Raw genomic sequence first — 24,781 nt, 5'->3', positions numbered from 1 at the left:
GGAGCCGACACGGGGAGGACAGGCATGGAGGATTTCAGCTGGCTACGCGGTCGCACGGCGGAGCTGGTCGCCGCGGTGGCCAACGGCGATCGCAGGCGGGCCGAACAGCTCGTCGCGCACACCAGCGCCGAAGGCGGGGTCGAAGCCGCGGGGCGCCTGCTGACCGAACTGCTGGTGCAGATCCAGTTGCAGGCGACCACCGCGACGCCTACCAGGTGACCGGCATCGAGTGCACGCCGAAGAGCACCCCGTCGTACTTGAACGGCAGCTCTGCCACCGGCACCGCCAGCCGCAGTCCAGGGATCCGCTCGAACAGTGTCCGGTAGGCGATTTCCATCTCCACCCGCACCAGGTTCTGGCCCAGGCACTGGTGCACGCCGTAACCAAAAGCCACGTGCTGGCGGGCGCCGCGTTCCGGGTCGAACTGGCCGGGGCAGCCGAACATCGACTCGTCGTGGTTGGCCGCGGCGACCAGGGGCATGATGCCCTCGCCGGCCTTGACCAGCTGGCCGTTGATCTCCAGGTCGGCCACCGCCACCCGTAGCGCGACCAGGTCGGCCACCGAGTGCAGCCGCAGGGTCTCGTCCACCACCCGGTCGTCGCCGATCCACTGCGGGTTCTGCAGCAGGGTCAGCACGCCCAGCGCGATGTTGTTGGCGGTGGTCTCGTGTCCGGCGATGAGCAGCAGCATGCCGGTGCCGGGCAGTTCCTCCGGGGTCAGCACCCCGGCGGCCAGGATCCGGCTGATCAGGTCGTCGCCGGGCCACTTCTGCTTGATCGCGATCAGCCGGGTGACGTAGCGCAGCAGCGCCTTGCCCGCGGCCTCTCGCTCCTCGTGTGAGGAGCCCAGGCTGACCAGCACCTGGGTCCGGGACTCGAAGAAGTCGTGGTCGGCATAGGGCACGCCGAGTAGGGCGGAGATGACCAGGGAGGGGATCGGCAGCGCGAAGTCCTCGACCAGGTCGGCCTTGTCCCCGCGGGCCAGCATCGCGTCGATCCGCTCGTCCACGATCTTCTGGATCGCCGGTCGCCACTCGCGCATCCGGCGCACGGTGAACTCCGGCATCAGCGCCTTGCGGAACCGGTTGTGCTCGGGCGGGTCGTAGCCCACGAACCAGCCGGGCACCTCATCGGACCGCGGCACACCCCCGGTGCGGCCGAAACTGGGGAAGCCTTCCTTTGTCGGGTCCGAGCTGACCCTGGCGTCGGTGAGCACCGCGCGCACGTCCTCGTGCCTGGTCACCAGCCAGACCTCCTGGCCGGTCGGCAGGCTGGTGCGGGCCAGGCCGGGAAGCTCGCGGAAGCGGGCGTAGTCGGCCGGTGGGAACGCCTCGCCGGGGACCCGTCTGGGGAAGTCCACCACCGGGCACCGGGCCGGTTCGTCTGCCGGCATAGCTCCTCCTTGGCTGCCAGGCGGGACGGCCACGCCCCGCGGGTCCACCTTGCGGCCTCCCTGGCAGGAAAACGCCCAGAAGCTCGGGCCGGGACCGGGCCTCTCGCGGACTGGAACAGAGACGGACGGCCTGGTTGCCGGGAGCTAGGATTCCGTCATGAACGGGGGCAGGGACACAGCGCTGGTCGGGCGGGACCGGGAACTGGACCTGCTGGTCGAGATCGCCGAGAAGGCGCGGGCCGGCACCGGCCAGGCGGTCCTGCTCCGCGGCCCGGCGGGCATCGGCAAGACCACCCTGCTGCAGGCCGCCCTCACCCGGATCCGGCCACTGGCCGCCCGCACCCTGACCGCGCGCTGCCGGGACGCGGGCAGCGGGGCCTACGCCGCGGTCCGCGCGCTGTTCGAGCCACTGCACCTGACCCAGGCGGGGGAGGCGGGGCGGCTGCTGGACGGCAGCGCCCGGCACGCGCTGCCCGCGGTCGACCCGGAAATACAGCATCCGACCCAGCACAACACCGCGTACTCGGTGCTGCACGGCCTGCACTGGCTCACCGTCGGCCTCACCGCCGACGGCCTGCTGGTACTGGCCGTGGACGACCTCCAGTGGTGCGACGACCCCTCGTTGCGCTGGCTGGCCTTCCTGCTCCGCCGGGCCGAGGACCTGCCGCTGTTGCTGCTGCTCACCCAGCGCACCGACCAGGACTCCCCGGTCACCGAGGTCTTCGCCGAGATCGCCGAACTCGCGCTGTGCCACACGGTGAACCTGCCCGCGCTCAGCGCCCGCCCGGTGGCCGAACTGCTGACCACGGTGCTCGGCGCCGAACCGGAACTGGCCTTCGCCGCCCGCTGCGCCCAGCTCACCGGCGGCAACCCGCTGCTGCTCGGCCGGATGCTGACCAGGCTGGGCGAACACGACGGCGACCGCACCGACCCGGCACTGCTGGAGGACCTGGGCCGGGCCGTGGTCGCCCGCTCGGTGCTGGACCGGCTGCCCGAGCACTTCCTGGCCGTGGCCAGGGCGATCGCCATCCTGCCCGGCGAGGCCCTGGAACTCATCGCCGCCCTCGCCGGCGCGCACCACCGCACCACCACCGCGGCCATCAGCGAACTGCGCCGCCGCGACCTGGTCACCGCCGAGGACGCCGGGCCCGGCCCCGAGTTCGTGCACGACACCATCCGGCAGACCGTGCTCGGCGGCACCCCGGCAGGCGAACTCGACCAGCTCCGCGAACGCGCCGCCACCCTGCTCAACGACGCGGGCAGGCCCGCCGAGGAGGTGGCGGTGCTGCTGGTGCTGCTACCCGGCACCCCCGAACCGTGGATGGCCGACGTGCTACGCGAGGCGGCCACCGGCGCCGAACATCGCGGCGCACCCCGGATGGCGGCCAGCTACCTGGAACGCGTGCTCGCCGTCGACGACGCCGACGTGCCGGTGCTCAGCCAGCTCGCCCGGGTGCTCGCGATGATCGAACCCACCACCGCGCTGCGCCACCTGGAACGCGCCCTGGAACTGATCGCCGACCCACGCCGCCAGGTGCCCCTGGTCCTCCAGTACACGCTGACCTCGTTGCGCGCGCAGAACTCCATCCGCGCCTTCGCGCTGGCCTGCACCACCCTGGACGCGCTGACCAAGTCCATCGGCGAAGAACCGGACAGCACCGACCGGGCACTCCGTGCGGTGCTGGAATCCTCGATGCTGGCCTCCGGCATCGACGAGAAGACCAACCTGGCCGAACTCGGCGAACGCTTCGCCCGCCGCGCCAACCCGCCGGGGGACACCGCCGAGGAACGCCAGCTACTCGCCGGACTCGCCCTGCTGGGCATGCTGCAGGCCCGTCCCGCCGCCGAACTGGCCGAACAAACCCGGCGCGCACTGAAGATCAACGAGGTCGAGGTGGGTGGCTGGACCATCCTGGGCTCGATCTACACCCTCTACCTGGCTGATGACACCGTGGCCATGCCCGAGGCGCTGGACATGCTGGTCGAGCACATGCAGTCCACCGGAGCCGCCTGGACGTATTGCCTGGTCACCAGCCTGCGCGCGATCGTCCGGCACTGGAACGGCGACCTGGTCGAAGCCCTGGCCGACGCCCAGTCCTGCTACGACCTGGTCGTCCAGGAGAACTGGGCAGGCGCCATGGTCATGCCCCAGGTCGCCCTCGCCGTGGTGCTCACCGACCTGGGCGAGCCCGACCGCGCCGACGAGATCCTCAGTGAGACCTTCCGCGACCGCTTCGACGCCTTCACCTTGGAGTACCACTACTACCTGATGGCCCGCGCCCGCACCTACGAGGCCCTAGGCGAGACCGACCGCGCCCTGGAAACCCTCCAGCAATGCGCCCTGAGCCTGGCCGAAGGCACCATCGACAACCCGGTCCTGGCCCCCTGGTGGTACGAAGCCGCCCTCATCCTCGCCGACCAGGACCGCCTCGAAGAGGCCACCGCCATCGCCAACCACGGCGCCGAACTCTGCCGCCGCTGGGGCACCCCCCGAGCCCTCGGCATGGCCCTCACCGCCCAAGGCGCCGTCACCCCCGGCCCTCAAGGCATCCGCCTGCTCACCGAAGCAGTCCGCACCCTGGCGAACTCACCCGGCAAATTCGAGCACGCCCGAGCCGAATACCTCCTCGGCCGAGCCCTGCTTCGCGCAGGCGACGCCGAAGCCGCCCGCAAACGCCTCCGCAGTTCCCTGGATCGCTCCGTCCTACTCCGCCACCGCCGCCAGGTGACGCTGTCCTCGGCCGCGTTGCTGGAAGCGGGCGGCCGGTTGCGGCGGGGGACCGACTCCCCGGCGGACAGCCTCACCGGCAGCGAACGCCGGGTCGCGGCGCGCGCGGCCAATGGGGCGACCAACCGGGAGATCGCGGAGTCGCTGTTCCTCACCGTGCGGACGGTGGAGCTGCACCTGACCAGCGCGTATCGCAAACTCGGCGTGCGCGGGCGGGCGGAACTGGCGGCGGCCCTGGCCCGCAGCGGGCAGTGAGTTCTGCTCGGTCTGCGTGACTGATCAGGTGCTGGACAAAATGTGTCACCCGGCGCGATCAACGACGCTTAGGTTCCCTCTCGCCGATGTTCGGCAACTACGGGAGGCGCTGGAATCCATGGTGGTCAGCGAGGCGAACTGTCAGCCGTCAAGACGTCCATTGAAAGAGTCCTGGTACCGGATCGAATACCACCGGATCGTGCGCGGCGTCGTCGGTCCGCTCGTCTGGGCGGAGCAGGCGAACAACCACGGTTTCTGTGTCAGCGAAGGCAAAAACGCCACCGAACGCGCGGAGAACTGGCTCCGGTACTGCGCCGAGGACTGGCTCGCCGGCGGAGAGGCCGAGGCGGGTCGGTGGGCCGGTGTGTTGTGGCGCCTGGACGACAATCAGCAGCCGCTGCACGAGCTGGCCAGACTGGAGTTTCGCCGGCAGCTCAGCACAAACCTGTCCGGCAGCGGTTCGGCGACAGCGTAGGCGAGGAGCGCGACCATGCCGATTCCCTTGGTGGCACCGGTTTTGCCGGATCGGGACCGGCTGACCGCTACGCCCCGGTCCGGGCCGCGATGCTGTCCAGCGCGAGCTGCCAGGGATAGGACTTCATCGCCTCGCCGCCGGTTCGAGGCGGGTGCGGGACGAACCCGCCCGCGCCGAACAGCACGATCACCCCGGCGTGGCGGAGGTCGTCCACACTGCGCTGGAACACGTGGTTGGCGGCCAGGGCGGTGTTGACGAACGGCAGGACCGCGATCGGCACACCGAGTCCGGTGAGTTCGGCGAGCTGGGTGAGCACGTAGTTGTCGGCGATCCCGGCAGCCCACTTGTTGATCGTGTTGTAGGTGGCCGGGGCGACAATCACCGCGTCCGCCTTGGGCAGCTTCGGCACTCCGGGCCGTTGATGTCCGGTGCGCACGGCGTGGCCGGTCAGCGCGGCCAGGGCGGCCAGATCGAGGAGGTGTGCGGCCGCAGCCTCGGTGGGCAGGCAGTGCACGTCCCAGCCCGCGGCTTGGGCGAGGCGGATCATGTCCTCGATGTGGTCGGCGGGACCGGCCCCGCACACCACGAGGTAGAGCACCCGGCCGGTCACGCGGTCACTCCCGCCCGGCTCGCCATCTGCCGCACCAGCCCGGCGCAATCCCCGCCGGTGTTGTGCAGGAGCGCGCGCAGCAGGCCGCGTCCAAGCGGCCGTCCGCGAACCTCTTCGGGTGCGATGTGCTCGACCTGTCCGAGCAGTCGGGTCGCCGTCCGGTAGTCGCCGCTCCGGGTGTGCGCTTCGGTGAGGTCCAACAGGAAGTTGGCGCGTCGTTCCGGGGACAGGCTCGCGATCTCCGCGGGGTCGATGGTGGCCGCGAACTCGATCGCGCGCCCCGTCTCGTGCAGGCGTACCAGGGCGGCGACCCGGTGGATCTGGACGTTGGCCAGGCCGAAGTAGGTGTTGTGCGTGGCGTAGTTCGGCGCCATCCGCCGCGCGGCCGCGTTCGCGTGCTCGTGCATGTCGCGGGCCAGCGCCGAGTCCTCTCGACCGGCCGCGGTCATGGCGGCGGCGAGGTAGAGCATCCCGTACAACGCCAGCAGGGATTCCCGGTGCCTGGGCAGTTCCGGGCGTACCCGGTCGGTCATGGTCAGCAGGCATTCGATGGCTTCCGGACCCTGGCCGCTGCTGGTCATGGCGCGCGCCGCGCACCTGGCCGCTCGGGCCAGTGACCAGGCGTCGTCGCTGGTCAGCGCCACGTGCATGGCCCGGTCCGCGGCCAGCCAGGCGACCTCGTTGACCTCGAACTTCAGCAGCAACGAGGAGGCCAGCCGGTAGGCGGTGATCAGGACCCGCCGTGCCGCAAGCTGGTCAGCGCCGACCGCTGTCCGACTGGCCCGCTGGGCGTCGAGAAGCAGGGCGGGCAGGCGCTGGGCGACGACGGTGAAGTGGGCGGACACCCACGCCTGATCCAGGTACTCGGCCTGGCGCCGGACAGCGGCCACGCTGACCGCGGGCCCCTCGGCGTCCGGGAGCACCGGATACCAGCCGAGTGCCTCCCGCACTGCCTGGACCTCCCGGCCGTCCACCGACTGCTCGGCTTGGCTGGCGACAGCGCGGTTGGTCAACACGCTGGCGTCGATCCCCAGGACTTCCGCGGCCTGGTCGATGACCGGTAGTCGCAGCAGGTTCCGCTGGCCCGATTCGACCTTGTCCAGCCAGGAGAGCGAACGCCCCATGAGATCGGCGAACCGCTTGCGGTCGAGTTTCCGTCGCTCCCGCCAGTAGCGCAGGCGCCGACCGATCTCCCGAGCCTCGCCCTCAGCCATGCGGCAGATCCTCCTGTCCGGCCCGCGACCGATCCACCTCGATCATCGCAGCCCAAACAGGGCTGGTCGCACATTTTGTCCAGCCGACGAGCCGTCCCACGGTCGGCCGGTGACGGGAGGTGGGTAGCCGCTAGTCGGCAGCTGCTACGTGCCCGATGACGCACGCCACCGGCGGGTCGAGGTCGAGCATCTCGGTTCGGAGCTGCTCGAACCCAGCCTCGGCAAGCTGACCCGCCAGCTCATTGGCAGCCGCCGCCGAAGTGGCCGCGGTGGCACCAGGACAGCGAGGCTGGGACACCAGTGCGATGCGCCCGCCAGGCCGCAACAGCCGGGCGAGTTCGCGTAGCCGGGCGGTCGGGTCAGGCCACATACCGACCGTGTTGACCGCCAGCGCCGCGTCGAACGGCCCGTCACTGATCGACAGCTGCTCAACCGGCGTGTGCGTCAGCCGTACCCGCCCGGCCCTGACGGCGGACCTGTTGCGGCGACTGGCCTGGCTGATCATGACCTGCGAGTGGTCGACGCCGACAACCAATCCCCGGGACGCCCGGCTGGCAAGGGCGGCGATGGCCACGCCCGGACCGCAGCCGAGTTCGATAACGCGATCGGTCGGCTGGATGTCGAGCAGCCGCACCGCCCAGCGATTGCGCGCCACGTTCGACGAACGCCGCCCCATGATCCAGCCGACCACGTGCCCGCCGGCCCCGGTCGGCCGATGGAACTGCGCCACGGCTCGCTTCTTGATCTCCATGAGGCGAGCCAAGCACTTCGAGTACCCTTGAAGTCAATGCCTGCCACCGAGCACACCGGGGCTTCGCCGACGTCGTTGTCCATCGGTGAGCTGTCCGAACGCACCGGCGTGCCGACCAGCGCGCTGCGCTACTACGACGAACTCGGCCTGGTGCGGCCGGCGGCTCGGGCATCAGGACGACGGCGCTACGCCGAGTCGGCGGTCCGGGAGGTCACCCTGATCCGCTTCTTCTGCGAGATCGGCTTCTCGCTGGCCGAGATCGGGCGGTTCCTCACCGCCGAGAGCCAAAGCCGGCAGGAGCTGGTCGAGCACAAGCTGGCCGAGTTGGCCGAGCAGCAACGCCGGATCGAGGTGGCCCGCACCGCCCTCGAACACGGTCAGCGCTGCCCGGCCAGCGATCCGATGAACTGCGCCCGCTTCTGGTCGATCCTGGAAGCGCGACGGCGCGGCCTGTCAGTGGACGAAAGCCACGCGCGAGCGCACTGACCCGACGAGTTGGGCCAACTGGTACGCCGGTTTGGCCCAAGCAGGCGTACCAGTTGGCCCAAGTGGTACGAGCGTGCGGATCAGCCCACCAGCTGGTGCCGCACCCACACATTCGGCTCCACATACACCGCGAAATCCCGCGCGACATCGCACTGCACCAACGACAACGCCCCCGGCACCGCCACCCCGCCATCCCGGTCAAACGGCAACCCGGTCCACTCCCGCCACTGCACCAGCGACCCACTCACCGTCATCGAGGCGGGCGCGATCCGCTCCACGGTCCCACCCGCGCGCACGTGCACCCGCAACCAGGGATCAACCGGCAACCCATCCTCCCGGGTCTGCCGGACGTACTCCGCCATCGGCACCTCCGGTTGCCGGTCCTTCCAGGTCGGCCGCACCGGCACCAGCAACTCCGCCCGCCCCTGCGCTCGCGCCGCGTCCCCCAACGCGGCCAGCATCCGCCCGGACAGCCCCTGCCCCAGCGCATCGGCAGTCACGGTGATCTCCAGCGCACTGACCGTGGTCGGCGGACGCCCCGCGCGGTGGTCCTCGAACGCCCACGGCAGGATCCGGTCCCAGCCCTGATCCGGCATCGGCACCCGGTCCTCGCCCGTGCCGTCATAGGGCACCGCGAGGCCGTAGGCGATCACCCGATCACCGTCGGTGGCCACCACGCAGTACTCCGGGAACAGCTCGGGGACCTGGACCCACAGCGCGTCGGAGACCAGGTCGTGCAGCAGGAACTCCGGCCAGTCGGTGTCCATGGCGTGCAGTGGTTCGAGCAGCTCCGGCCGGTCGGCAAGCGTGGTGATCACAGCAGGTCAGTCTGCCGGTCGGCGCGCCGCGGCGCACCCGGGTTACGGGCCTAGCGTCGCCTGCCCGGCGCGCTCGGCTGCTCGCCCGAGGCCTTCAGCTCCTTCAACCGCGCCTCTTCCCGCCGCACCTCGGCCTGCGTCGCGCGTTCCTGCCGCAGCCACTCTGGGTTCGCCGCCTTCAGCTCCTCCACCTGCGCGGTGGTCAGCGCCTCGGTGATGCCACCGCGCGCCAGCCCGCCAATGGAGATGCCCAGCTTGAGCGCCAGCACCGGGCGCGGGTGCGGGCCGTTGCGGCGCAGGTCGCGCAGCCACTCCGGCGGGTCGGCCTGCAGCGCGTTCAGCTCGTCGCGCGAGACGACACCCTCCTGGAACTCCGCGGGAGTGGCCTCAAGGTAGACACCCAGCTTCTTCGCCGCGGTCGCGGGCTTCATCGTCTGGGGGGTTTTCTGCGACGTCATGTCCACAGGGTATCGAGCTGGTGCGTTGCCGCTGACCACGGGCGGTAATCTGACCAGGTGACTGGCTCGGACACCCCTGCGTCGTTCCGCCTCGGCTACGTGCCGGGGGTGACTCCGGCCAAGTGGATCCGGACCTGGCAGGACCGCCTGCCCGAGGTCCCACTGCACCTGCACTCGCTCTCGCCCACCGAGGCCGCCGAGGCGGTGCGCGCCCGCGAGGTCGACGCGGCGCTGCTGCGGCTGCCCATCGATCGCACCGACCTGCACGCGATCCCGCTCTACACCGAGAACACCGTGGTCGTGCTGCCCAAGGAGCACCCGCTCACCGACGCCACCAAGATCACCGCCGCCGACCTGGCCGACCTCCTGGTCCTGCACCCCCTGGACGACTCCCTGGACTGGACCGCCCCGCCCGGTCAGCCCGCGAAGGAACGTCCGGACAGCACCGCCGACGCCATCCAGCTGGTGGCCGCGGGCGTGGGACTGCTGATTGTGCCGCAGTCGCTGGCCCGCCTGCACCACCGCAAGGACCTCACCTTCCGCCCGCTCGCCGAGGCCCCGGTCTCCCAGGTCGCGCTGTCCTGGCGGGAGGACGCCGGCACCGAGCTGACCGAGCAGTTCATCGGCATCGTCCGTGGCCGCACGGTCAACAGCACCCGCGGCGTCACCCCACCCGCGCCCGCCCCCGCACCGGCCAAGGCGAAGAAGCCCGCCGCCACCCCCGCGCGCAACCAGAAGCGCACCGCCGCCCCCACCAGCCGGGGCCGCAAACCACGCCGCGGCCGTTAGCCACCCCGCCGTCGAGTTGGCCCAAGTCGTACGCCTAGTTGGCCAAAGTGGGCGTACCACTTGGGCCAACTCGACGATGGCGGCGACCTCACCCTGCGCCCCAGGGGTAGGGCCAGCCCCACCCCAAGGACGGCAGCTCGCGGGACTGTGCACCACGTCGGGAACGGGAAAGCTGATCACCAGCAGCGGAGAGCCCGCCGCCCCGGCAGATGAGGACACCCACGATGAAGCGCAGTAGCCTGGCCCGCTCGACCGCCGCGGTGGCCGCGGTCACCGTCAGTGTGGCGCTGGCCTGCACCGGCGCCATCGCGCTGGCCGCCGAGGGCTACCACGGCAACAAGGTCCAGCAGCGCCTGGACAGTCTGGTGCGCAACGACAAGTTCCCGGCAGCACTGGCCAGTGTGGACGGTCGCAACCTGGTCGCCGGTGCGGCGGACAAGAATGACCGGGTGCGGATCGGCAGCAACACCAAGGTGTTCGTGGCCGTCGCGGTGTTGCAGCTGGTCGGCGAGGGCAAGATCGAGCTGGACAAGCCGATCGAGAAGTACCTGCCCAACCTGGTGCGCGGCAAGGGGATCGACGGTAACAACATCACCGTGCGCGAGCTGCTCCAGCACACCAACGGCCTGCCCAACTACACCAACTACATCGGCATGGAGAAGTTCCAGGAGGCGCGGGACCGCTACCTCAGCCCGCGGGACGCCCTGGACGCCGCACTGGCCCAGCCGGCCATGTTCGAGCCCGGCAAGAAGTGGTATTACAACAACACCGGCTACACCCTGGCCGGGCTGCTGATCGAGAAGGTCACCGGCCGCCCGGTGGCCGAGGTGGTCACCGAGCGGGTGATCAAGCCCGCCGGGCTGCGCGACACCTACTGGCCCAACGTGGGCGAGCGGGACATCCGCGGCAAACACGCCAAGGGCTATGCCGAGGCCGACGGCACCAAGCCCGGCGGCCCGATCGTCGATGCCACCCGCCAGGACACCGGCTGGGGCTGGGCCGCGGGTGAACTGGTCGGCACGCCCAGCGACCTGAGCCGGTTCTTCGCGGAACTGTTTGGTGGCAAGCTGTTGCGCCCGGCCGAGCTGGCGGAACTGAAGCGCACCGTCGTGGCCACCGACGTGCCCGGCAACCCCGGGTACGGGCTCGGTGTGTTCCGCACCGAGCTGAGCTGCGGCAAGGTCCTCTGGTGGCACGGCGGTTCGATTCCCGGCTACGAGACCCGCGGCGGCGTGACCGAGGACGGGCGCCGGATTGGGCTCGCGGTGACCGCGCAGACCGGCACCTACGGCGATCCCGCCCTGGCCGGCCGGCGCCTCCAGCAGTTCCTCGACGCCACCGCCTGCGACCAGCGCTGATCCTCTTACCGGACAAGGACAACAGCATGAAGCACACCATCCTGGCCCGCCGCACCGCCGCGGTCACCCTCTCCCTCGGCCTGGCGCTGGCCTGCGCCGGCGCCACCGCGCTGGCCACCGAGGCCCAGACCCGGAACCCGGTACAGCAGCGCCTGGACAACCTGGTGCGCGAGGACAAGTTCCCCGCCGCACTGGCCACTGTGGACGGTCGAAACCTGGTCGCGGGCCAGGCACGCAAGGACGACCGGGTGCGAATCGGCAGCAACACCAAGGCATTTGTCGCTGTCGCGGTGTTGCAGCTGGTTGGCGAGGGCAAGATCGAGCTGGACAAGCCGATCGAGAAGTACCTGCCGGGTCTGGTGCGCGGCAAGGGGATCGACGGCAACACCATCACCGTGCGCCAGCTCCTGCAGCACACCGCGGGCCTGCCCAACTACACCCGGTACCTCGGCATCGAGGGCTTCCAGGCCATGCGGGACCGCTACGTCAGCCCGCGGGAGACCCTGGACGCCGCCCTTGAGCACCCCGCCGATTTCGCCCCCGGCACGGACTTCTCCTACAGCAACACCGGCTACACCCTGGCCGGGCTGCTCATCCAGAAGGTCACCGGGCGCCCGGTCGCCGAGGTGGTCACCGAGCGGGTGATCAAGCCCGCCGGGCTGCGCGACACCTACTGGCCCAACGTGGGCGAACGGGACATCCGCGGCAAACACGCCAAGGGGTACAACCTGGCCGACAGCCGGGACCCCAAGTCCCCGGTGGTGGACGCCACCCGGCAGGACACCGGCTGGGGCTGGGCCGCGGGGGAGATCGTCGGCACCCCCAGCGACCTGAACCGCTTCTATACCGCGCTGCTCGACGGCAAGCTGCTCGGCCAGGCCGAACTGGCCCAGATGAAGCGCACCGTCCCCGCCAAGGGCATGCCCGCCGGCGCCACCTACGGCCTCGGTCTGATGCGCGTCGACCTGAGTTGCGGCAAGGTGTTGTGGGGCCACGGCGGTGACATCCCCGGCTACGAGACCAGGGGCGGGGTCACCGAGGACGGCCGCAAGGTCGCGGTCGCGGTGACCGCGCTGCCCGGCACCTTCGGCAACGCCGAGGCCGCGCACCAGCGGGTGCTCGACCTGGTGGACGCCGCCGCCTGCGGCAAGCGCTGAACCTGATCGGCAAGCATCGGCCGTCGGCACTCCGGGTGGTTTTCAGGGAAAACCCGGAGGCCGGCGGCTGACGCGCGTGTCAGCCTGAACTCGCGAGATGTCCACTGTAGACAGACGAGAGCCGAGGCGCGAAGTCACATGCCGGAACACGAGGACCAACAGCGGGCGCGGGAACTACAGGCCTTCACCCAGGCATACCTGGCCGCCGAAGCCGAGGGCAGGCCGGTGGCCGCGGTCACCCACGAGGGCTGGCGCCCCGGCGCCCGATGCGGGGCCAGGGGCACTGAGGGGGTGCTGCTGGCCAACCACGACTCCGGCTGGGCCGGGATGGCCGTGTTCCGCCGCGACCGGGAAACCCCACAGCACAACCTGCTCAGCCGCGGCTGGAATCCCGATTTCACCCACCGCCCCTACTCGGTGGAGTGGACGCACCCGGGCTTCGCGGGCATCCTCGCCCCGGACATGGCCAGGCTGGACCTGATCACCCCCGACGGCACAGTGCTCCCGGCCCAGATCGCGGCAGGCAGCTACGCGGTCTCGGTCACCCTGGACGTGCCCAGCGAACGCCGCCTGGACGAGCTGCGAGCCGCCGGACCCGTCACGATCGACGAGGAACTGGACGCGGTCTGGGCATCCAGCCGCGAAGCCAACGACCAGCTCCGCGAATACACCATCCGCGTCTACGACAGCACCGGCGGCCTGCGCTACGACGGCCCCGCGCTTCCCGCGGACCGTTAGTCCGGAGATCCGGTCGGGCGGGCAGCATGCCTCGCCCGATCGGGAGTTCCGGAAAACCCCTACTCGCCTTCCGGGCCCGGCTGCGGCAGGGTGATCGGCACTGGCGTCGGCGAGGGGACGGGTCGTGAGACGATTCTTGCTGGTAGTGCTCGTGCTGGTGACCGCGAGTGCCGGACTGACCCCGGCCGTGGCCGCACCCCCGACCGCCGTGCACCACATCCCCGGCGTGCGCGGGCCGGTGCGGGTGGTCACCGACACCTGGGGTGTGCCGCACGTCTACGCCACCAACCAGGAAGACGCTTTCCTGGCCCAGGGGTTCATCGCCGCGCGGGACCGGCTGTTCCAGATCGACCTGTGGCGGCGGCGCGGACTCGGGCAGCTCGCCGAGGTGCTCGGCCCGAACTACGTCGAGCAGGACCGGGCCACCCGGATGTTCCTCTACCGCGGTGACATGGACCGGGAGTGGGCGGCCTACGGCGAGCGGGCCCGCGGCATCGCCACCCGGTTCACCCAGGGCATCAACGCCTACATCGAGCACCTGGAACGCACCCCGGCCGCACTGCCCGAGGAGTTCCGCCGCCTGGGCTACCGGCCCGCGCGCTGGGCGCCGGAGGACGTGGTGCGCATCCGCAGCCACGGCCTGACCAGCAACCTCGGCCAGGAGGTCACCAGGGCCAGGATCGCCTGCGCGGCCGGCCTGGAAACCGACAAACTGCGCCAGCCGCTGCAACCGGACCGGCCGATCCAGCCGCCCGGCGGCCTGGACCCGTGCGTGCTCCCGCCCGGCGTGCTGCTCACCTTCGACCTGGCCACCCGGCCGGTGGAGTTCAGCGGCGGGCAGGTGGTGTCCGTGGCCCGCGAGGAGTTCACCGAGGGCAGCAACAACTGGGCCGTCGCCCCCAGCCGCACCGGCACCGGCCGGGCGCAGCTGGCCAACGACCCGCACCGGGCCTACGCCGCGCCGTCCCTGCGCTACCTGAGCCACCTGTCCGCGCCCGGCCTGGACGTGATCGGCGCGAACGAGCCCGCGCTGCCCGGCGTCTCCATCGGACACAACGGCCGGATCGCCTTCGGGCTCACCATTTTCCCGATGGACCAGGAAGACCTCTACGTCTACGAGCTTGATCCGGCCGACCCCACCCGCTACCGGTACAAGGACGGCTGGGAGCCGATCCGGGTGCTGCGCGAGCGGATTTCGGTGGCGGGCAAGGAACCCGTGGAGGTCGAGCTGCCGTTCACCAGGCACGGACCGGTAATGGCGGTCAAGGACGGGCGGGCGTTCGCGGTGCGCAGCGCCTGGCTGGAACCGGGTATGGCGCCCTACTTCGGCAGCGTGCGCTACATGTACGAGCGGGACTTCGCCGGGTTCAAGGCGGCCATGCGGAACTGGGGCGCGCCAACGGAAAACCAGGTCTACGCCGACACCAGCGGCAACATCGGCTGGGTGCCGGGCGGCCTGGCGCCCAAGCGTTCCGGCTACGACGGCCTGCTGCCCGCACCCGGTGACGGCCGGTTCGAGTGGACCGGTTTCCACACCGGTGACGACCTGCCGCACGCCTATAACCCACCGCAGGGTTTTGTGGCCACCGCCAACCAGTTCAACCTGCCGCCCGGCTTCCCGCACCCGATCGGCTTCGAGTGGTCCGCGCCCTACCGGCATCAGCGGATCACCGAGGTGCTCGGCGCGGACAAGCAGTTCACCGTGGCCGACGGGATGCGCCTGCAGAACGACCAGCTCTCCATCCCGGCCCGGCAACTCACCGCGGTCCTGGCCACCGTGCCCGGCACGGATCCGTTGTCCACCAAGGCATTGACGCTGCTGCGTGGCTGGAACGCGGTGGAGAGCAAGGAATCACCCCAGGCCGCGCTGTTCGAGCTGTGGCTGGCCCGGCACCTCAACCCCGGCCTGGTCCGCGCCGTCGCCCCGGCCGCCGCGGCGCTGATCGCCGTCCCGGACAGCCGCAACGTCCTAGACGCCTTGTCCCACCCGGAAAAGTGGTTCGGCGCCGACCCGGTGACCAAGCGAAACCAGCTGGTCAACGACACCCTGGCCGCCGCCTGGAAGGAGGCGGAAACCTTGCTGGGCAACGATCCCGCGGCCTGGCAGTGGGGCAGGCTGCAGCACACCCTGTTCCAGCACGCGCTCAGCCCCACGCTGTCCCCGGCGGACCGGGCCCGCTTCGACGTCGGACCGTTCCCGCGCGGTGGTTCCAAGGACACGGTGAACGCCTCCGGCTACCGGCGCACCGACTTCCGGCAGACCGGCGGGGCCTCGTTCCGGATGGTCCTCGACGTCGGCAACTGGGACGCCGCCCGCGCGATCAACACCCCCGGCCAGTCCGGCGTGCAAGCCGATCCGCACTACCGCGACCTGGCCGGGAAATGGCGTGAGGGCGAGTACTTCCCGCTGCTCTACAGCCGCGCCGCGGTGGAACGCCATGCGGATCGGATCACCCTGTTGCTGCCGTGACCGGTGGCACGCCGAGGGCGCCGAAAGCCTCATCCAGCAACAACTCCAGGCCGACGGCGCCCTCCCGTTCCACCCAGGCGGTCATCGCACTGGACAACGCGGCCACCGCGGCCCCGGCCAGCACCTTGGTCGCCAGGTCCGGTTCGGCCTGACCGGCCCGACTGGCCAGCCAGGCGGCGAAGTTCGCGGTGCCCGCCTGCAGATTGAGGTGGTTGCGGTCGCGCAGGGCAGGCGTGCGCAGCACCAGCGTGGCCCGGACCAGGATGGTGGCCTGGTCCGCGGGCGGGATCTGCACGACCGCGCCGCGCACGGCCCGGTGCACCGCGGTCAGCGGCGGCTCGTCCACCGGCCGGGCGGCCAGCTGCGCACCCATCAGCGCGTCGTAGTCGTCTATCTCGACCACGTTCTCCTTGCGCGGGAAGTGCCGGAAGAAGGTCATGTGCGAGACCCCGGCGGCGGCCGCGATCTCCTCCACCGTGGTCGCCTCGAACCCCTTGGCCAGGATCAGCCGCAGCGCGTGGTCCTTGATCGCGCGGCGGGTGCTCGCCTTCTTCCTGGCCCGCCAGTCGGTCTCGCTCACCGGGTGAGTATCGGCGTCGCGGCCGCGGCCTGCCCGAGCGCCCCGGTGAGCCAGCGCTGGAGGTCGGAGGGGTGGTGGCCGCGCCAGGCGAGGTGGCCGTCCGGGCGGATCAGCGCGAGTTCGTTGTGCGGCCAGCGCAGATCCACCACGCTCTCACCCAGCCAGGGCCGGACGAGCTGGCTCTTGTCGGCGAAGGGGGACAGCAGCGCCCAATGCCCGCCGAGTTCGGCGTGCAGCCGGGTGGGCACGCCACTGGCGCGATGACACGGGAAATCCGGCACCCGATCCCCGGCCCTGACCCGCCCCAGCCCGGTCACCGGCGCCGTGCCGACCCCGCCCAGCCAGGACCCCGGCCCCATCGCCACCTGAGCCAGCCGCACCCCCGGCTCGGCTGCCTCGGCCACCACCTCACCCTGACCCGCCGCAGCCCCCAACGGCCCACGGCGATAACTCACCCGCAGCTGCGAGGCCCGCGCCGCGATCCGCCGCCGCATCCAGCGCGACCGCAGCACCAGCCCGCGCGCCAGCCGCGCCGCCCAGCCCTGGCTGAACAGCACATTCGTCGCCTCGCTGGTCACCCGCAGCACCTCGGCCGCCACCGGCCGCCGCTCCGCCTCATAACTGTCCAGCAGCTCCGCCCCGGCCCGCCCGAGGATCACCGCACCCAGCTTCCAGCCCAGGTTCTCCGCATCCCCGATCCCGGTGGCCAGCCCCTGCGCGCCCAGCGGCGCGTGCACGTGCGCGGCGTCCCCAGCCAGCAGCACCCGCCCACGCCGGTAGGCGGTGGCCAGCCGCCGCTGCACCGGGAAGACGGACTCCCAGGTGACCTCGCCGACCTCGGCCCCGCTCTCCTCCCGCAACCACTCCGGCAGATCAGCCCCGTCCGGCCCCATCAACCGCCACCGATCCGGACCAGGCAACGGAAACGCCGCCAGAAACCCGCCCGCGCGGAACCACACCGCCACCGTGTCCCGCGGCCGTTTCAGCTCCGCCCGCACATCAGCCACCCGCAACCGCTCGCTCAACGGCTGCCCCGGAAAGTCGATCCCCACCGCCGCCCGGACCGCGCTGTGCGCGCCATCGCAGCCGATCACCCAGCCCGCCCGGATCAGCTCCGCGCCCGCCCGCACCTCGACCACCTCGCCCTCGGTCCGGATCCCGGTGACCGCCAGCCCCCACTCGACCGCCACCCCCAGCCGGTCCAGCCGCTCCCGCAACGCGCCCTCGACCTGCGCCTGCGAGGCCAGCACCCCGTCCGGCCCGAACCGCAGCTCCCGCCCGGCCACGCTCACCCCGGCCACCGGCACCGCGGGCGCGGGCAACGCACCCAGTCGATCCAGTGCCTCCACCGCCCGCGGCGGCAGACCCAGCGCACCGGTGGTGGTGGCCGGTCCGGGTGCGGCATCCAGCACCCGTACCCCCACCCCGGCCGCGCGCAACGCGCAGGCCAGCGTCAATCCCGTCGGTCCAGCCCCCACCACCAGCGCTGACGTGTACGGCACCGCGACCTCCCCATGTTAGCCACTAACATGTTAGCAGCTAACGCCAGAGCGTCGACTTGGCCCAAGTGGGACGCCCGGTTGGGCAAACTTGGCGTACCAGTTGGGCCAACTCGACGTTGGCCCACCGGAAACCGGCTGGCGCCTCCTGGGTACCGTGGCGGTATGACGGCCACGCGGCATCTGACCGGACGTTTCCCGCTCGCCCTGAGCCCGGCCGCGGCCTTCCCGCTGTTCACCGCCCGCGGCGAGGAGCGCTGGGTGCCCGGCTGGCAGCCCAGGTTCCCGGTGTCCACAGTGGACGATTCCGAACCCGGCACCGTCTTCGAGACCACAGTGGACGGTGAGTGCACCACCTGGATCGTGCTGGACCGCGAGCCGGACCGGCGGATCTCCTACGCCAGGGTGACCCCGGGCTCGCGGGCGGGCACGGTCACCGTGGAGATCGAACCCAGCGGCACCGGCTGCACGGTCACCGTCACCTACCGGCTTACCCCGCTCAGCCCGGCGGGCGAGCGCGCGCTGGCCGATTTCGCTGCCGAGTACCCGGAATTCCTGCGCTCCTGGGAAACGATGATCAAGGCCCTGGGCTGACTCAGCGCAGGCCGCGGACGTTCGGGCACAGCTCCCGGGTGACGTCCAGGTAGGCGCCCAGCACCGGCCCGGGATCGCCCGCACGGTAGGACATCACCAACGGCGGCAGCTCGGTGCGCGGCACGACGTCCAGGAAACGCACGTCCGGGCGGGCCGCCATCCGCATGCAGGACGGGCCCAGTCCCACGCCGATGCCGCAGGCGGCCAGGCCGACGATGGTGTGCACATCGCGGGCCTCGATGGTGCCACCCAGGGGCATGGTGCGTTCGCCGAGCAGGTCGGAGATGGTGGCCAGGGTGGCCGGTTCCTCCTCCGGCGGGGCTACGATCAGCGGCTGCGTCCGCAACTGGTCAACGTGGATTTTCCGTTGTCCCGCATGGGGATGCGCCAGTCCGACCACCGCGATCAGCCGATCCTGCCCAACGCTGACCGACACCAGATTCTCCGCGCCCGCCCCGCGCGGCGCGCCCCGGGTGATCGCGATGTCCAGGTCCCCGGCGAGCAGCGCCGCCGAACCCCGGGCCGAGGACATCTCGTGCAACGCCATCCGCACATCCGGATGCTCCCGCCCGAACCGGCTCAGCACCGAGGGCAGCAACTCCAGCACCGCCGACCCGATGAACCCCAACCGCAACCGCCCGGTCTCACCCCTGGCGGCCCGGCCCGCGTCCACCACCGCGGCGGACATCTCGGTGAGCGCGCGGCGGGCGCGGTGCAGGAAGGCGGTCCCTGCGGCGGTGGGGAAGACCCCGTGCGGGGTCCGGTTGAACAGCCGCGCGCCCAGCTCCCGCTCCAGATCGCCGATCTGCTTGGACAGCGGCGGCTGCGCGATGCCCAGCGCGGCCGCCGCTCGCCCGAAGTGCTGATGCTCGGCCAGCGCCACCGCGTACCGCAGATGTCGTGCCTCCATGCCCCCAGGCTATACCTGTCAGGTATCACGGGCCGGGTCGTCAGCTATACCGATGGATAACGCCCGCCCGCCGACGCACTCTGGGTGACGTGAACACGATCTTCCTCCTGGTGCACGGCGCCTGGCACTCCTCCTGGCAGTGGTCGGCCACCCAGCGCGAACTCGCCGCCCGCGGCGCGACCAGCCTCGCCCTCGACCTGCCCGGCCACGGCTTCGCCGCCCCGCACCCCACCGGCTACCTGACCCCCGGCCAGCCCGGCCTGCCCACCGAGAAATCCGCCCTGGCCACCCTCACCATGCGGGACAACGCCGACGCCATCGTGCAAGCCCTGCAAGGACTTCGCCAGTACCACCAGGTCGTCCTGGTCTCGCACAGCGCGGGCGGTGGACCGGCCGCTCTGGCCGCCGAACTGGCCCCGCACCTCATCGACCGGCAGGTCTACCTCTCCGCCTTCGTCCCCGCCGCCCGCCCCACCTTCCACGACTACCTGAGTACCCCGGAGCAAGCCAGCAACCTGGGTGGCAACCTGTCCATCGGCGACCCCGCCGAACTCGGCGCGTTCCGGATCAACCCGCTCAGCCCCGACCCGGACTACGTCGAACGCCTCCGCTTCGCCTACTACCAGGACGTGCCGGCCGAGTCCTTCGACCGCTGGCGCCTGGCCCTGAGCCCCGACCTGCCCCTGTCCGTGGCCACCGAGCCGATCACCCTGTCCCGCAACGCCTGGGGCCGCATCCCCCGCCACTTCATCCGCCTGAACGAGGACCAGGCCCTCACCCCGGCCCTACAAGACCTCATGATCACCGAAGCCGACCAGGCCATGCCCGCCAACCCCTTCACCGTGCACACCCTGCCCGGCAGCCACTCCCCATTCGCCGCCCGCCCGGCAGAGCTGGCCCAGACCCTCATCGCCACCAGCCAGTGAACATCCTGCCCATCCTGCTGAGCACGACCTTCATGCAACTCCTGGACGTGACCCTGGTCCAGGTGGCACTACCGTCGATCACCAGGGACCTGCACGCCGGTCAGGGCGCCACCCAGCTCGTCCTGACCGGCTACACCCTCACCTTCGCCAGCCTGCTGCTCATCGCGGCCAGGCTGGGGGACCGGTACGGGTACCGGCGACTGTTCCGGCTCGGACTGGCGGTGTTCACCATCGGCACGGTGGGCAGCGCACTCGCGCCGACCGCGGGTTTCCTGGTGCTGGCGCGGCTGGTCGAGGGGATGGGCAGTGGATTGGTGGCGCCGCAGGTCTTCTCGCTGATCCAGACGGCGCTGCCGGCCGAGCGGCGGGCGCGGGCGCTGAGTTCGCTGGGGGCGACCATGGCGGTGGCCTCGCTGAGCGGACCGTTGCTGGGCGGGGTGCTGCTGACGGTGGATCCGACGGGGCTGGGCTGGCGGCTGTTGTTCCTGGCGAACGTGCCGGTAGCGCTACTCGCCTTGGCCGCCAGTGGAAAGCTGCCCGCGATCGCCGCCCGCACCCCGTCACCCAGCGCGCCCCAGGTCCGGCCCAGTCAGCCCGCGCTCGCCACCTGCCCGGCCCCGCCGCACGCTCCACAGACCGCGCCCGGCGTCCACCGCCCGCCGGTGCTCAGCCCCGGTCTCGCACCCAGCCCGGGTCTCGCGCCCGCAGCCAGCCCCGCACTCGCTCCCGGCCCCCGGATCGACCTCCTCGGCGCGATCCTCGCCGCCACCGGCCTGGCCCTGCTCATCCTCCCGCTCTCCCTCGGCCGCGACACCGGCTGGCCGCCCTGGACCTGGCTCACCCTCGCCACCGCCCTCGCCCTCCTGGCCCTGTTCGCCCACACCCAACGCCGCCCCAACCCCCTCCTGCACCCCAGCGTCCTGCGCGACCGCCCCGCCCGCACCGGCATCCTCCTGGTCCTGGTCTTCAACGCCGGCGTCCCCTCCCTCACCTACCTCCTGCTCCGCTACCTGCAAACCGGCCCCGGCCACACCCCACTCACCGCCGCCCTGCTCACCGCCACCTACCCAGTCGCCGCCGCCCTCGGCAGCCGCCTGGCCCCCGCTCTCACCCACCGCCACGGCAGCACCCCGCTCGCCGTCGCCGCCACCGGAATCGCCGCCGCCACCGCCCTGCTGGCCGTGGTCGTCGGCACGCCCGCCGAGCCATGGGCCTTGTCCCTGCTGCTGATCCCGGCGGGACTGGGCTTCGGCCTGTTCACCGCCGCGGTCTTCGCCGTCGTCCTCGCCCGCACCCACCCCGACGCCATCGGCTCCGCCTCCGGCCTGCTGCCCACCGCCCAGCAACTGGGCGGCACCCTGGGCATCACGTTGGCGGGGCTGGTGTTCGCCGTCGGAACCGATCCGGCGAGCGGGTTCGGGTACGCGCTCGGCTACGAGACCGTGGTGTTCCTGATCGCCGCGGGAATCGCACTCGGGCTCAGCCGCAGGAGCGGGTGATCCACCCACCAGGAGAACGAAAGCGGAACTCGTACCTGAAGTAGTGCGGGCCCGGTCAAAAAGCTCGGGGAATTCACCTGTTTGGCGGGTTAAGGTCGCCGTCTGCGGCAACGGGGTCGTGGCGATGCTGAAGGAGTTCCCGTGGGTCAGGTTGGCGACGCCGAGGTGGTGCGCACGTCCGCACCGGAACCACCCACCCGGCTCACCGTGGTGCCCGAACGCGCCAGCGCAGCAGCCCTGCCGCCCGAACTCCGCCGCGCCCTGATCCAGCTCGCGCGCACCCCGCGCCTGCTCGTCGCCTGCGACTACGACGGCACCCTGGCCCCGATCGTGGCCGATCCCGAGCACGCCCGGCCGCTGCCGGAGTCGATGAACGCGCTGCGCTCGCTGGCCACCCTGCCCGCCACCACCGTCGCGGTCATCTCCGGCCGGGCCCTGCGTGATCTGGCCACGCTGTCCCGGCTGCCCGCCGAGGTGCACCTGGTCGGCTCGCACGGGTCGGAGTTCGACGTCGGCTTCGTGCACGAGCTGGACCGCGCCGCCCAGGACCTGCTGACCCGGGTTCGCGCCGCCCTGGAAGCGCTTACCGCCGACACCCCCGGCGTGCACCTGGAGTTCAAGCCCGCCTCGGTCGCGGTGCATTCCCGCCGCGCCGAACCCGAGGTCGCCGACCGCGCGTTCGCCGCGATCCGCCAGGGCCCGTGCACCTGGCCCGGCATCCAGGTCACCGAAGGCAAGGCGGTGCTGGAACTGGCGGTGATCCAGACCGACAAGGGCCACGCCCTGGACGTGCTGCGGCACCAGGTCGCCGCCTCGGCCGCACTGTTCATCGGCGACGACGTCACCGACGAGAAAGCCTTCCAGCGGCTGGCCGGACCAGACCTGGGCATCAAGGTCGGCGACGGCGTCACCGCCGCCGAGTACCGCCTGCCGGACACCCCCGAGGTCGCGCTCACCCTGGCGTTCCTGTTGGAGGAGCGCCGCCACTGGCTCTACGGCGAGCAGGCCGTGCCGATCGAACGCCTCACCATGCTGTCTAACGAACGGTCGGTAGGTTTGCTGACCCCCGACGCCCGGCTGACCTGGCTCTGCCACCCCGAACCCGATTCCGCCGCGGTCTTCGCCGACCTGCTCGGCGGCCCCGCCGCCGGCCACTTCTCCATCAAGCCCGAACGCAACGGCCTGCCCCTGGGCCAGCGCTACGTCCCCGGCACCATGACCGTGGAAACCCGCTGGTCCAAGCTCCTGGTCACCGACTACCTCGACCACTACGCCCCGCCCCAGCGCACCGACCTGATCCGGGTCATCTCCGGCAACACCACCGCCCTGATCACCTTCGCGCCGCGCCCGGAATTCGGCCAGGTCCCGGTCACCCTGGTCGCCGAACCCGAGGGCCTGCGGGTCCTGGGCACCACCGACCCCATCGTGCTGCGCTCGCCCGGCGTGCACTGGGACATCACCGCCGACGGCACCGCCGAAGCCACCGTGACCGTCACCCCGGACGCCCCGATCGTGCTGGAACTCCGCTGCGGCACCGACGATTTGTCCGCCGCCGCACCGGAATCCGACCGCCGCGCCCGCGCGGACGCCTACTGGACCGAGTGGCTGGCCGGACTCACTCTGCCCAGCACCCAGCGCGACCTGGTCGCCCGCTCCGCCCTCACCCTGCGCGGCCTGCAACACGGCGAGACCGGCGCATTCCTCGCCGCCGCAACCTCTTCCCTGCCCGAGGAGATCGGCGGCGTCCGCAACTGGGACTACCGCTACTGCTGGGTCCGCGACGCCGCCCTGTCCGCACAAGCCCTGGTATCGCTGGGATCCCTCACCGAAGCCGAGTCCTACCTCAACTGGGTCCACGGCGTGCTCGCCACCCTGGCCGGCCCCGAACGCCTGCACCCGCTCTACACCTTGCACGGCAACACCCTCGGCCCCGAAGCAGTACTCGATACCCTGCCCGGCTACGCCGGATCCCGCCCAGTCCGAGTCGGCAACCTGGCCAACCAACAGGTCCAACTCGACGTCTTCGGCCCCGTCGTGGACCTGGTCAAGAAACTCAGCGACGCCCGCGGCAAGCTCACCGACGACGACTGGCGCATGGTCGAGGCCATGGCCGAGGCCGTCACCCGCCGCTGGCACGAACCCGACCACGGCATCTGGGAAGAACGCGCCGCACCCCGCCACCGTGTCTACTCCAAGGTCATGTGCTGGGTCACCCTCGACCGCGCCATCACCCTGGGCCAGACCTACGGCCGCACCATCGACGCCTCCTGGATCCCGTTGCGGGACCTCATTTCCACCGATGTCCTCAAGCACGGCTGGAACGACGAAGTCCAGTCCTTCACCACCGCCTACGACGGCACCGACCTGGACGCCGCCACCCTCCACATCGGACTCTCCGGCCTGCTCGACCCCACCGACGAACGCTTCCAGGCCACCGTCACCGCCACCGAGGCCGAACTCCGCTCCGGCGTCACCGTCTACCGCTACCACCGCGACGACGGCCTGCCCGGCACCGAAGGCGGCTGGCACCTCTGCGCCGCCTGGATGATCGAGGCATACCTGCTCACCGGCCGCCGCACCGAGGCCGAGGAACTGTTCCAGCAGATGGTCGACTGCGCCGGACCCACCGGCCTGCTGCCCGAGGAGTACGACCCGGTCGCCGAACGCTCCCTGGGCAACCACCCGCAGGCCTACTCCCACCTCGGGCTCATTCGCTGCGCGCAGCTGCTGGATCGCTGAAGCGGTTCACAGCCAGGGTTTCAGTGCGGTGAGGATGGTGGCCTTGGGCTTGGCCCCGCTGAGGGTGGCCGCGGGTTCGCCGTTGACGAACAGGATCACGGTGGGGATGGACATCACCTGGTAACGCCCGGCGATCTCCGGGTGCTCGTCGATGTCCACCTTCACCACCGTCAGGCTGCCCGCGTGTTCGGCCGCGATCTGGTCCAGCACCGGGGCCAGGGCCTTGCACGGCCCGCACCACGGGGCCCAGAAGTCCACCAGCACCGGGCGGGGGCTGCCGAGCACCTCGGTCTCGAAGGATTCCGTTGTCACAGCTGCGATGTCCATGAAGTTC

General features: G+C 71.3%; 23 protein-coding genes. 13 read left to right on the top strand and 10 right to left on the bottom strand.

All coding sequences use genetic code 11. From position 1 onward, the window contains the following. The first annotated feature begins 24 nt into the window (after positions 1 to 24). A complete protein-coding gene (locus MZC64_RS40790) occupies positions 25 to 219 on the top strand; it encodes a hypothetical protein (RefSeq protein ID WP_247765001.1) in 195 nt (64 codons plus the stop codon). Here the strand turns inward: MZC64_RS40790 and MZC64_RS40785 are convergent. Continuing rightward, the gene (locus MZC64_RS40785; RefSeq protein ID WP_247765000.1) at positions 209 to 1,393 is read right to left on the bottom strand and encodes a cytochrome P450; all 1,185 of its coding nucleotides are present in this window, start codon (positions 1,391 to 1,393) and stop codon (positions 209 to 211) included. The genes MZC64_RS40790 and MZC64_RS40785 overlap by 11 nt on opposite strands. 157 nt (positions 1,394 to 1,550) lie before the next feature. On the opposite strand from MZC64_RS40785, the gene MZC64_RS40780 reads away from it, so the two are divergent. Together MZC64_RS40780 and MZC64_RS40775 are read left to right on the top strand one after the other, a co-directional pair. After that, the gene (locus MZC64_RS40780; RefSeq protein WP_247764999.1) at positions 1,551 to 4,376 is read left to right on the top strand and encodes an AAA family ATPase; all 2,826 of its coding nucleotides are present in this window, start codon (positions 1,551 to 1,553) and stop codon (positions 4,374 to 4,376) included. Between the two features lie 16 nt (positions 4,377 to 4,392). Continuing rightward, a complete protein-coding gene (locus tag MZC64_RS40775) occupies positions 4,393 to 4,851 on the top strand; it encodes a hypothetical protein (protein ID WP_247764998.1) in 459 nt (152 codons plus the stop codon). A gap of 67 nt (positions 4,852 to 4,918) precedes the next feature. Here MZC64_RS40775 and MZC64_RS40770 read toward each other — a convergent pair whose 3' ends face one another. From MZC64_RS40770 to MZC64_RS40760, 3 genes are all read right to left on the bottom strand, one after another. Next, positions 4,919 to 5,461 (bottom strand): flavoprotein, encoded by a 543-nt coding sequence (locus MZC64_RS40770; RefSeq protein ID WP_247764997.1) that lies wholly within the window; start codon positions 5,459 to 5,461, stop codon positions 4,919 to 4,921. Then, positions 5,458 to 6,675 carry a helix-turn-helix domain-containing protein gene (locus tag MZC64_RS40765; RefSeq protein WP_247764996.1) on the bottom strand — a complete coding sequence of 406 codons (1,218 nt, stop codon included), beginning with the start codon at positions 6,673 to 6,675 and terminating at the stop codon, positions 5,458 to 5,460. Before MZC64_RS40765 ends, MZC64_RS40770 begins: the two co-directional genes overlap by 4 nt. 130 nt (positions 6,676 to 6,805) lie before the next feature. After that, positions 6,806 to 7,426, bottom strand: coding sequence for a class I SAM-dependent methyltransferase (locus MZC64_RS40760; RefSeq protein ID WP_247764995.1), 621 nt, complete (start codon positions 7,424 to 7,426; stop codon positions 6,806 to 6,808). A gap of 36 nt (positions 7,427 to 7,462) precedes the next feature. On the opposite strand from MZC64_RS40760, the gene MZC64_RS40755 reads away from it, so the two are divergent. Then, complete coding sequence (locus tag MZC64_RS40755; RefSeq protein WP_247764994.1) at positions 7,463 to 7,912, top strand: MerR family transcriptional regulator; 450 nt, start codon at positions 7,463 to 7,465, stop codon at positions 7,910 to 7,912. Between the two features lie 80 nt (positions 7,913 to 7,992). On the opposite strand, the gene MZC64_RS40750 is transcribed toward MZC64_RS40755, so the two are convergent. Further along, positions 7,993 to 8,730 (bottom strand): N-acetyltransferase, encoded by a 738-nt coding sequence (locus MZC64_RS40750; protein WP_247764993.1) that lies wholly within the window; start codon positions 8,728 to 8,730, stop codon positions 7,993 to 7,995. Between the two features lie 50 nt (positions 8,731 to 8,780). Further along, a complete protein-coding gene (locus tag MZC64_RS40745) occupies positions 8,781 to 9,188 on the bottom strand; it encodes a DUF5997 family protein (RefSeq protein ID WP_247764992.1) in 408 nt (135 codons plus the stop codon). Between the two features lie 57 nt (positions 9,189 to 9,245). Between MZC64_RS40745 and MZC64_RS40740 the strand changes: the two genes are divergently transcribed. From MZC64_RS40740 to MZC64_RS40720, 5 genes are all read left to right on the top strand, one after another. Continuing rightward, positions 9,246 to 9,977 carry a LysR family substrate-binding domain-containing protein gene (locus tag MZC64_RS40740; protein ID WP_247764991.1) on the top strand — a complete coding sequence of 244 codons (732 nt, stop codon included), beginning with the start codon at positions 9,246 to 9,248 and terminating at the stop codon, positions 9,975 to 9,977. Positions 9,978 to 10,201: 224 nt separating this feature from the next. Then, positions 10,202 to 11,335, top strand: coding sequence for a serine hydrolase (locus MZC64_RS40735; RefSeq protein WP_247764990.1), 1,134 nt, complete (start codon positions 10,202 to 10,204; stop codon positions 11,333 to 11,335). A gap of 26 nt (positions 11,336 to 11,361) precedes the next feature. Continuing rightward, positions 11,362 to 12,492: a serine hydrolase gene (locus tag MZC64_RS40730; RefSeq protein ID WP_247764989.1), complete on the top strand. Its 1,131-nt coding sequence runs from the start codon at positions 11,362 to 11,364 to the stop codon at positions 12,490 to 12,492. 138 nt (positions 12,493 to 12,630) lie between these two features. Further along, entirely contained in the window at positions 12,631 to 13,230 is a 600-nt protein-coding gene (locus tag MZC64_RS40725) for a hypothetical protein (protein WP_247764988.1), read from the top strand. A 124-nt stretch (positions 13,231 to 13,354) separates the two neighbouring features. Beyond that, positions 13,355 to 15,700, top strand: coding sequence for a penicillin acylase family protein (locus MZC64_RS40720; protein ID WP_247764987.1), 2,346 nt, complete (start codon positions 13,355 to 13,357; stop codon positions 15,698 to 15,700). Here MZC64_RS40720 and MZC64_RS40715 read toward each other — a convergent pair. Both MZC64_RS40715 and MZC64_RS48355 read right to left on the bottom strand, forming a co-directional pair. Beyond that, positions 15,681 to 16,280 carry a TetR/AcrR family transcriptional regulator gene (locus MZC64_RS40715; RefSeq protein WP_247764986.1) on the bottom strand — a complete coding sequence of 200 codons (600 nt, stop codon included), beginning with the start codon at positions 16,278 to 16,280 and terminating at the stop codon, positions 15,681 to 15,683. The two genes, MZC64_RS40720 and MZC64_RS40715, sit on opposite strands and share 20 nt — an antisense overlap. Continuing rightward, complete coding sequence (locus MZC64_RS48355) at positions 16,277 to 17,782, bottom strand: FAD-dependent monooxygenase (RefSeq protein WP_308301125.1); 1,506 nt, start codon at positions 17,780 to 17,782, stop codon at positions 16,277 to 16,279. The genes MZC64_RS40715 and MZC64_RS48355 overlap by 4 nt, the downstream gene beginning before the upstream one ends. A gap of 162 nt (positions 17,783 to 17,944) precedes the next feature. On the opposite strand from MZC64_RS48355, the gene MZC64_RS40705 reads away from it, so the two are divergent. Then, positions 17,945 to 18,373: an SRPBCC family protein gene (locus MZC64_RS40705; protein ID WP_247764985.1), complete on the top strand. Its 429-nt coding sequence runs from the start codon at positions 17,945 to 17,947 to the stop codon at positions 18,371 to 18,373. 1 nt (position 18,374) lies between these two features. On the opposite strand, the gene MZC64_RS40700 is transcribed toward MZC64_RS40705, so the two are convergent. Continuing rightward, the gene (locus tag MZC64_RS40700) at positions 18,375 to 19,283 is read right to left on the bottom strand and encodes a LysR family transcriptional regulator (protein ID WP_247764984.1); all 909 of its coding nucleotides are present in this window, start codon (positions 19,281 to 19,283) and stop codon (positions 18,375 to 18,377) included. 89 nt (positions 19,284 to 19,372) lie between these two features. On the opposite strand from MZC64_RS40700, the gene MZC64_RS40695 reads away from it, so the two are divergent. The 3 genes from MZC64_RS40695 to otsB all read left to right on the top strand — a co-directional run bounded on the left by MZC64_RS40695 (position 19,373) and on the right by otsB (position 24,447). Beyond that, a complete protein-coding gene (locus tag MZC64_RS40695) occupies positions 19,373 to 20,209 on the top strand; it encodes an alpha/beta fold hydrolase (protein WP_247764983.1) in 837 nt (278 codons plus the stop codon). Further along, the gene (locus MZC64_RS40690) at positions 20,206 to 21,708 is read left to right on the top strand and encodes an MFS transporter (RefSeq protein WP_247764982.1); all 1,503 of its coding nucleotides are present in this window, start codon (positions 20,206 to 20,208) and stop codon (positions 21,706 to 21,708) included. The genes MZC64_RS40695 and MZC64_RS40690 overlap by 4 nt, the downstream gene beginning before the upstream one ends. A 210-nt stretch (positions 21,709 to 21,918) precedes the next feature. Beyond that, positions 21,919 to 24,447 carry a trehalose-phosphatase gene (otsB, locus tag MZC64_RS40685; protein WP_247765073.1) on the top strand — a complete coding sequence of 843 codons (2,529 nt, stop codon included), beginning with the start codon at positions 21,919 to 21,921 and terminating at the stop codon, positions 24,445 to 24,447. Positions 24,448 to 24,453: 6 nt separating this feature from the next. On the opposite strand, the gene trxA is transcribed toward otsB, so the two are convergent. Continuing rightward, positions 24,454 to 24,774: a thioredoxin gene (gene trxA, locus MZC64_RS40680; RefSeq protein ID WP_247764981.1), complete on the bottom strand. Its 321-nt coding sequence runs from the start codon at positions 24,772 to 24,774 to the stop codon at positions 24,454 to 24,456. Positions 24,775 to 24,781: the final 7 nt, after the last annotated feature.

The organism is Crossiella sp. S99.2, from assembly GCF_023094165.1.
Lineage (GTDB): Bacteria > Actinomycetota > Actinomycetes > Mycobacteriales > Pseudonocardiaceae > Crossiella.
Note: the sequence above shows the minus strand (reverse complement) of the source record. Positions and strands in the feature narration are given on the sequence as shown.

Coding starts and splice junctions, on each gene's coding strand:
- MZC64_RS40745 (WP_247764992.1), bottom strand. CDS start 9,188: ATGACGTCGCAGAAAACCCCCCAGACGATGAAGCCCGCGACCGCGGCG.
- MZC64_RS40780 (WP_247764999.1), top strand. CDS start 1,551: ATGAACGGGGGCAGGGACACAGCGCTGGTCGGGCGGGACCGGGAACTG.
- MZC64_RS40785 (WP_247765000.1), bottom strand. CDS start 1,393: ATGCCGGCAGACGAACCGGCCCGGTGCCCGGTGGTGGACTTCCCCAGA.
- MZC64_RS40735 (WP_247764990.1), top strand. CDS start 10,202: ATGAAGCGCAGTAGCCTGGCCCGCTCGACCGCCGCGGTGGCCGCGGTC.
- MZC64_RS40725 (WP_247764988.1), top strand. CDS start 12,631: ATGCCGGAACACGAGGACCAACAGCGGGCGCGGGAACTACAGGCCTTC.
- MZC64_RS40790 (WP_247765001.1), top strand. CDS start 25: ATGGAGGATTTCAGCTGGCTACGCGGTCGCACGGCGGAGCTGGTCGCC.
- trxA (WP_247764981.1), bottom strand. CDS start 24,774: ATGGACATCGCAGCTGTGACAACGGAATCCTTCGAGACCGAGGTGCTC.
- MZC64_RS40765 (WP_247764996.1), bottom strand. CDS start 6,675: ATGGCTGAGGGCGAGGCTCGGGAGATCGGTCGGCGCCTGCGCTACTGG.
- MZC64_RS40705 (WP_247764985.1), top strand. CDS start 17,945: ATGACGGCCACGCGGCATCTGACCGGACGTTTCCCGCTCGCCCTGAGC.
- MZC64_RS40700 (WP_247764984.1), bottom strand. CDS start 19,283: ATGGAGGCACGACATCTGCGGTACGCGGTGGCGCTGGCCGAGCATCAG.
- MZC64_RS40730 (WP_247764989.1), top strand. CDS start 11,362: ATGAAGCACACCATCCTGGCCCGCCGCACCGCCGCGGTCACCCTCTCC.
- MZC64_RS40760 (WP_247764995.1), bottom strand. CDS start 7,426: ATGGAGATCAAGAAGCGAGCCGTGGCGCAGTTCCATCGGCCGACCGGG.
- MZC64_RS40755 (WP_247764994.1), top strand. CDS start 7,463: ATGCCTGCCACCGAGCACACCGGGGCTTCGCCGACGTCGTTGTCCATC.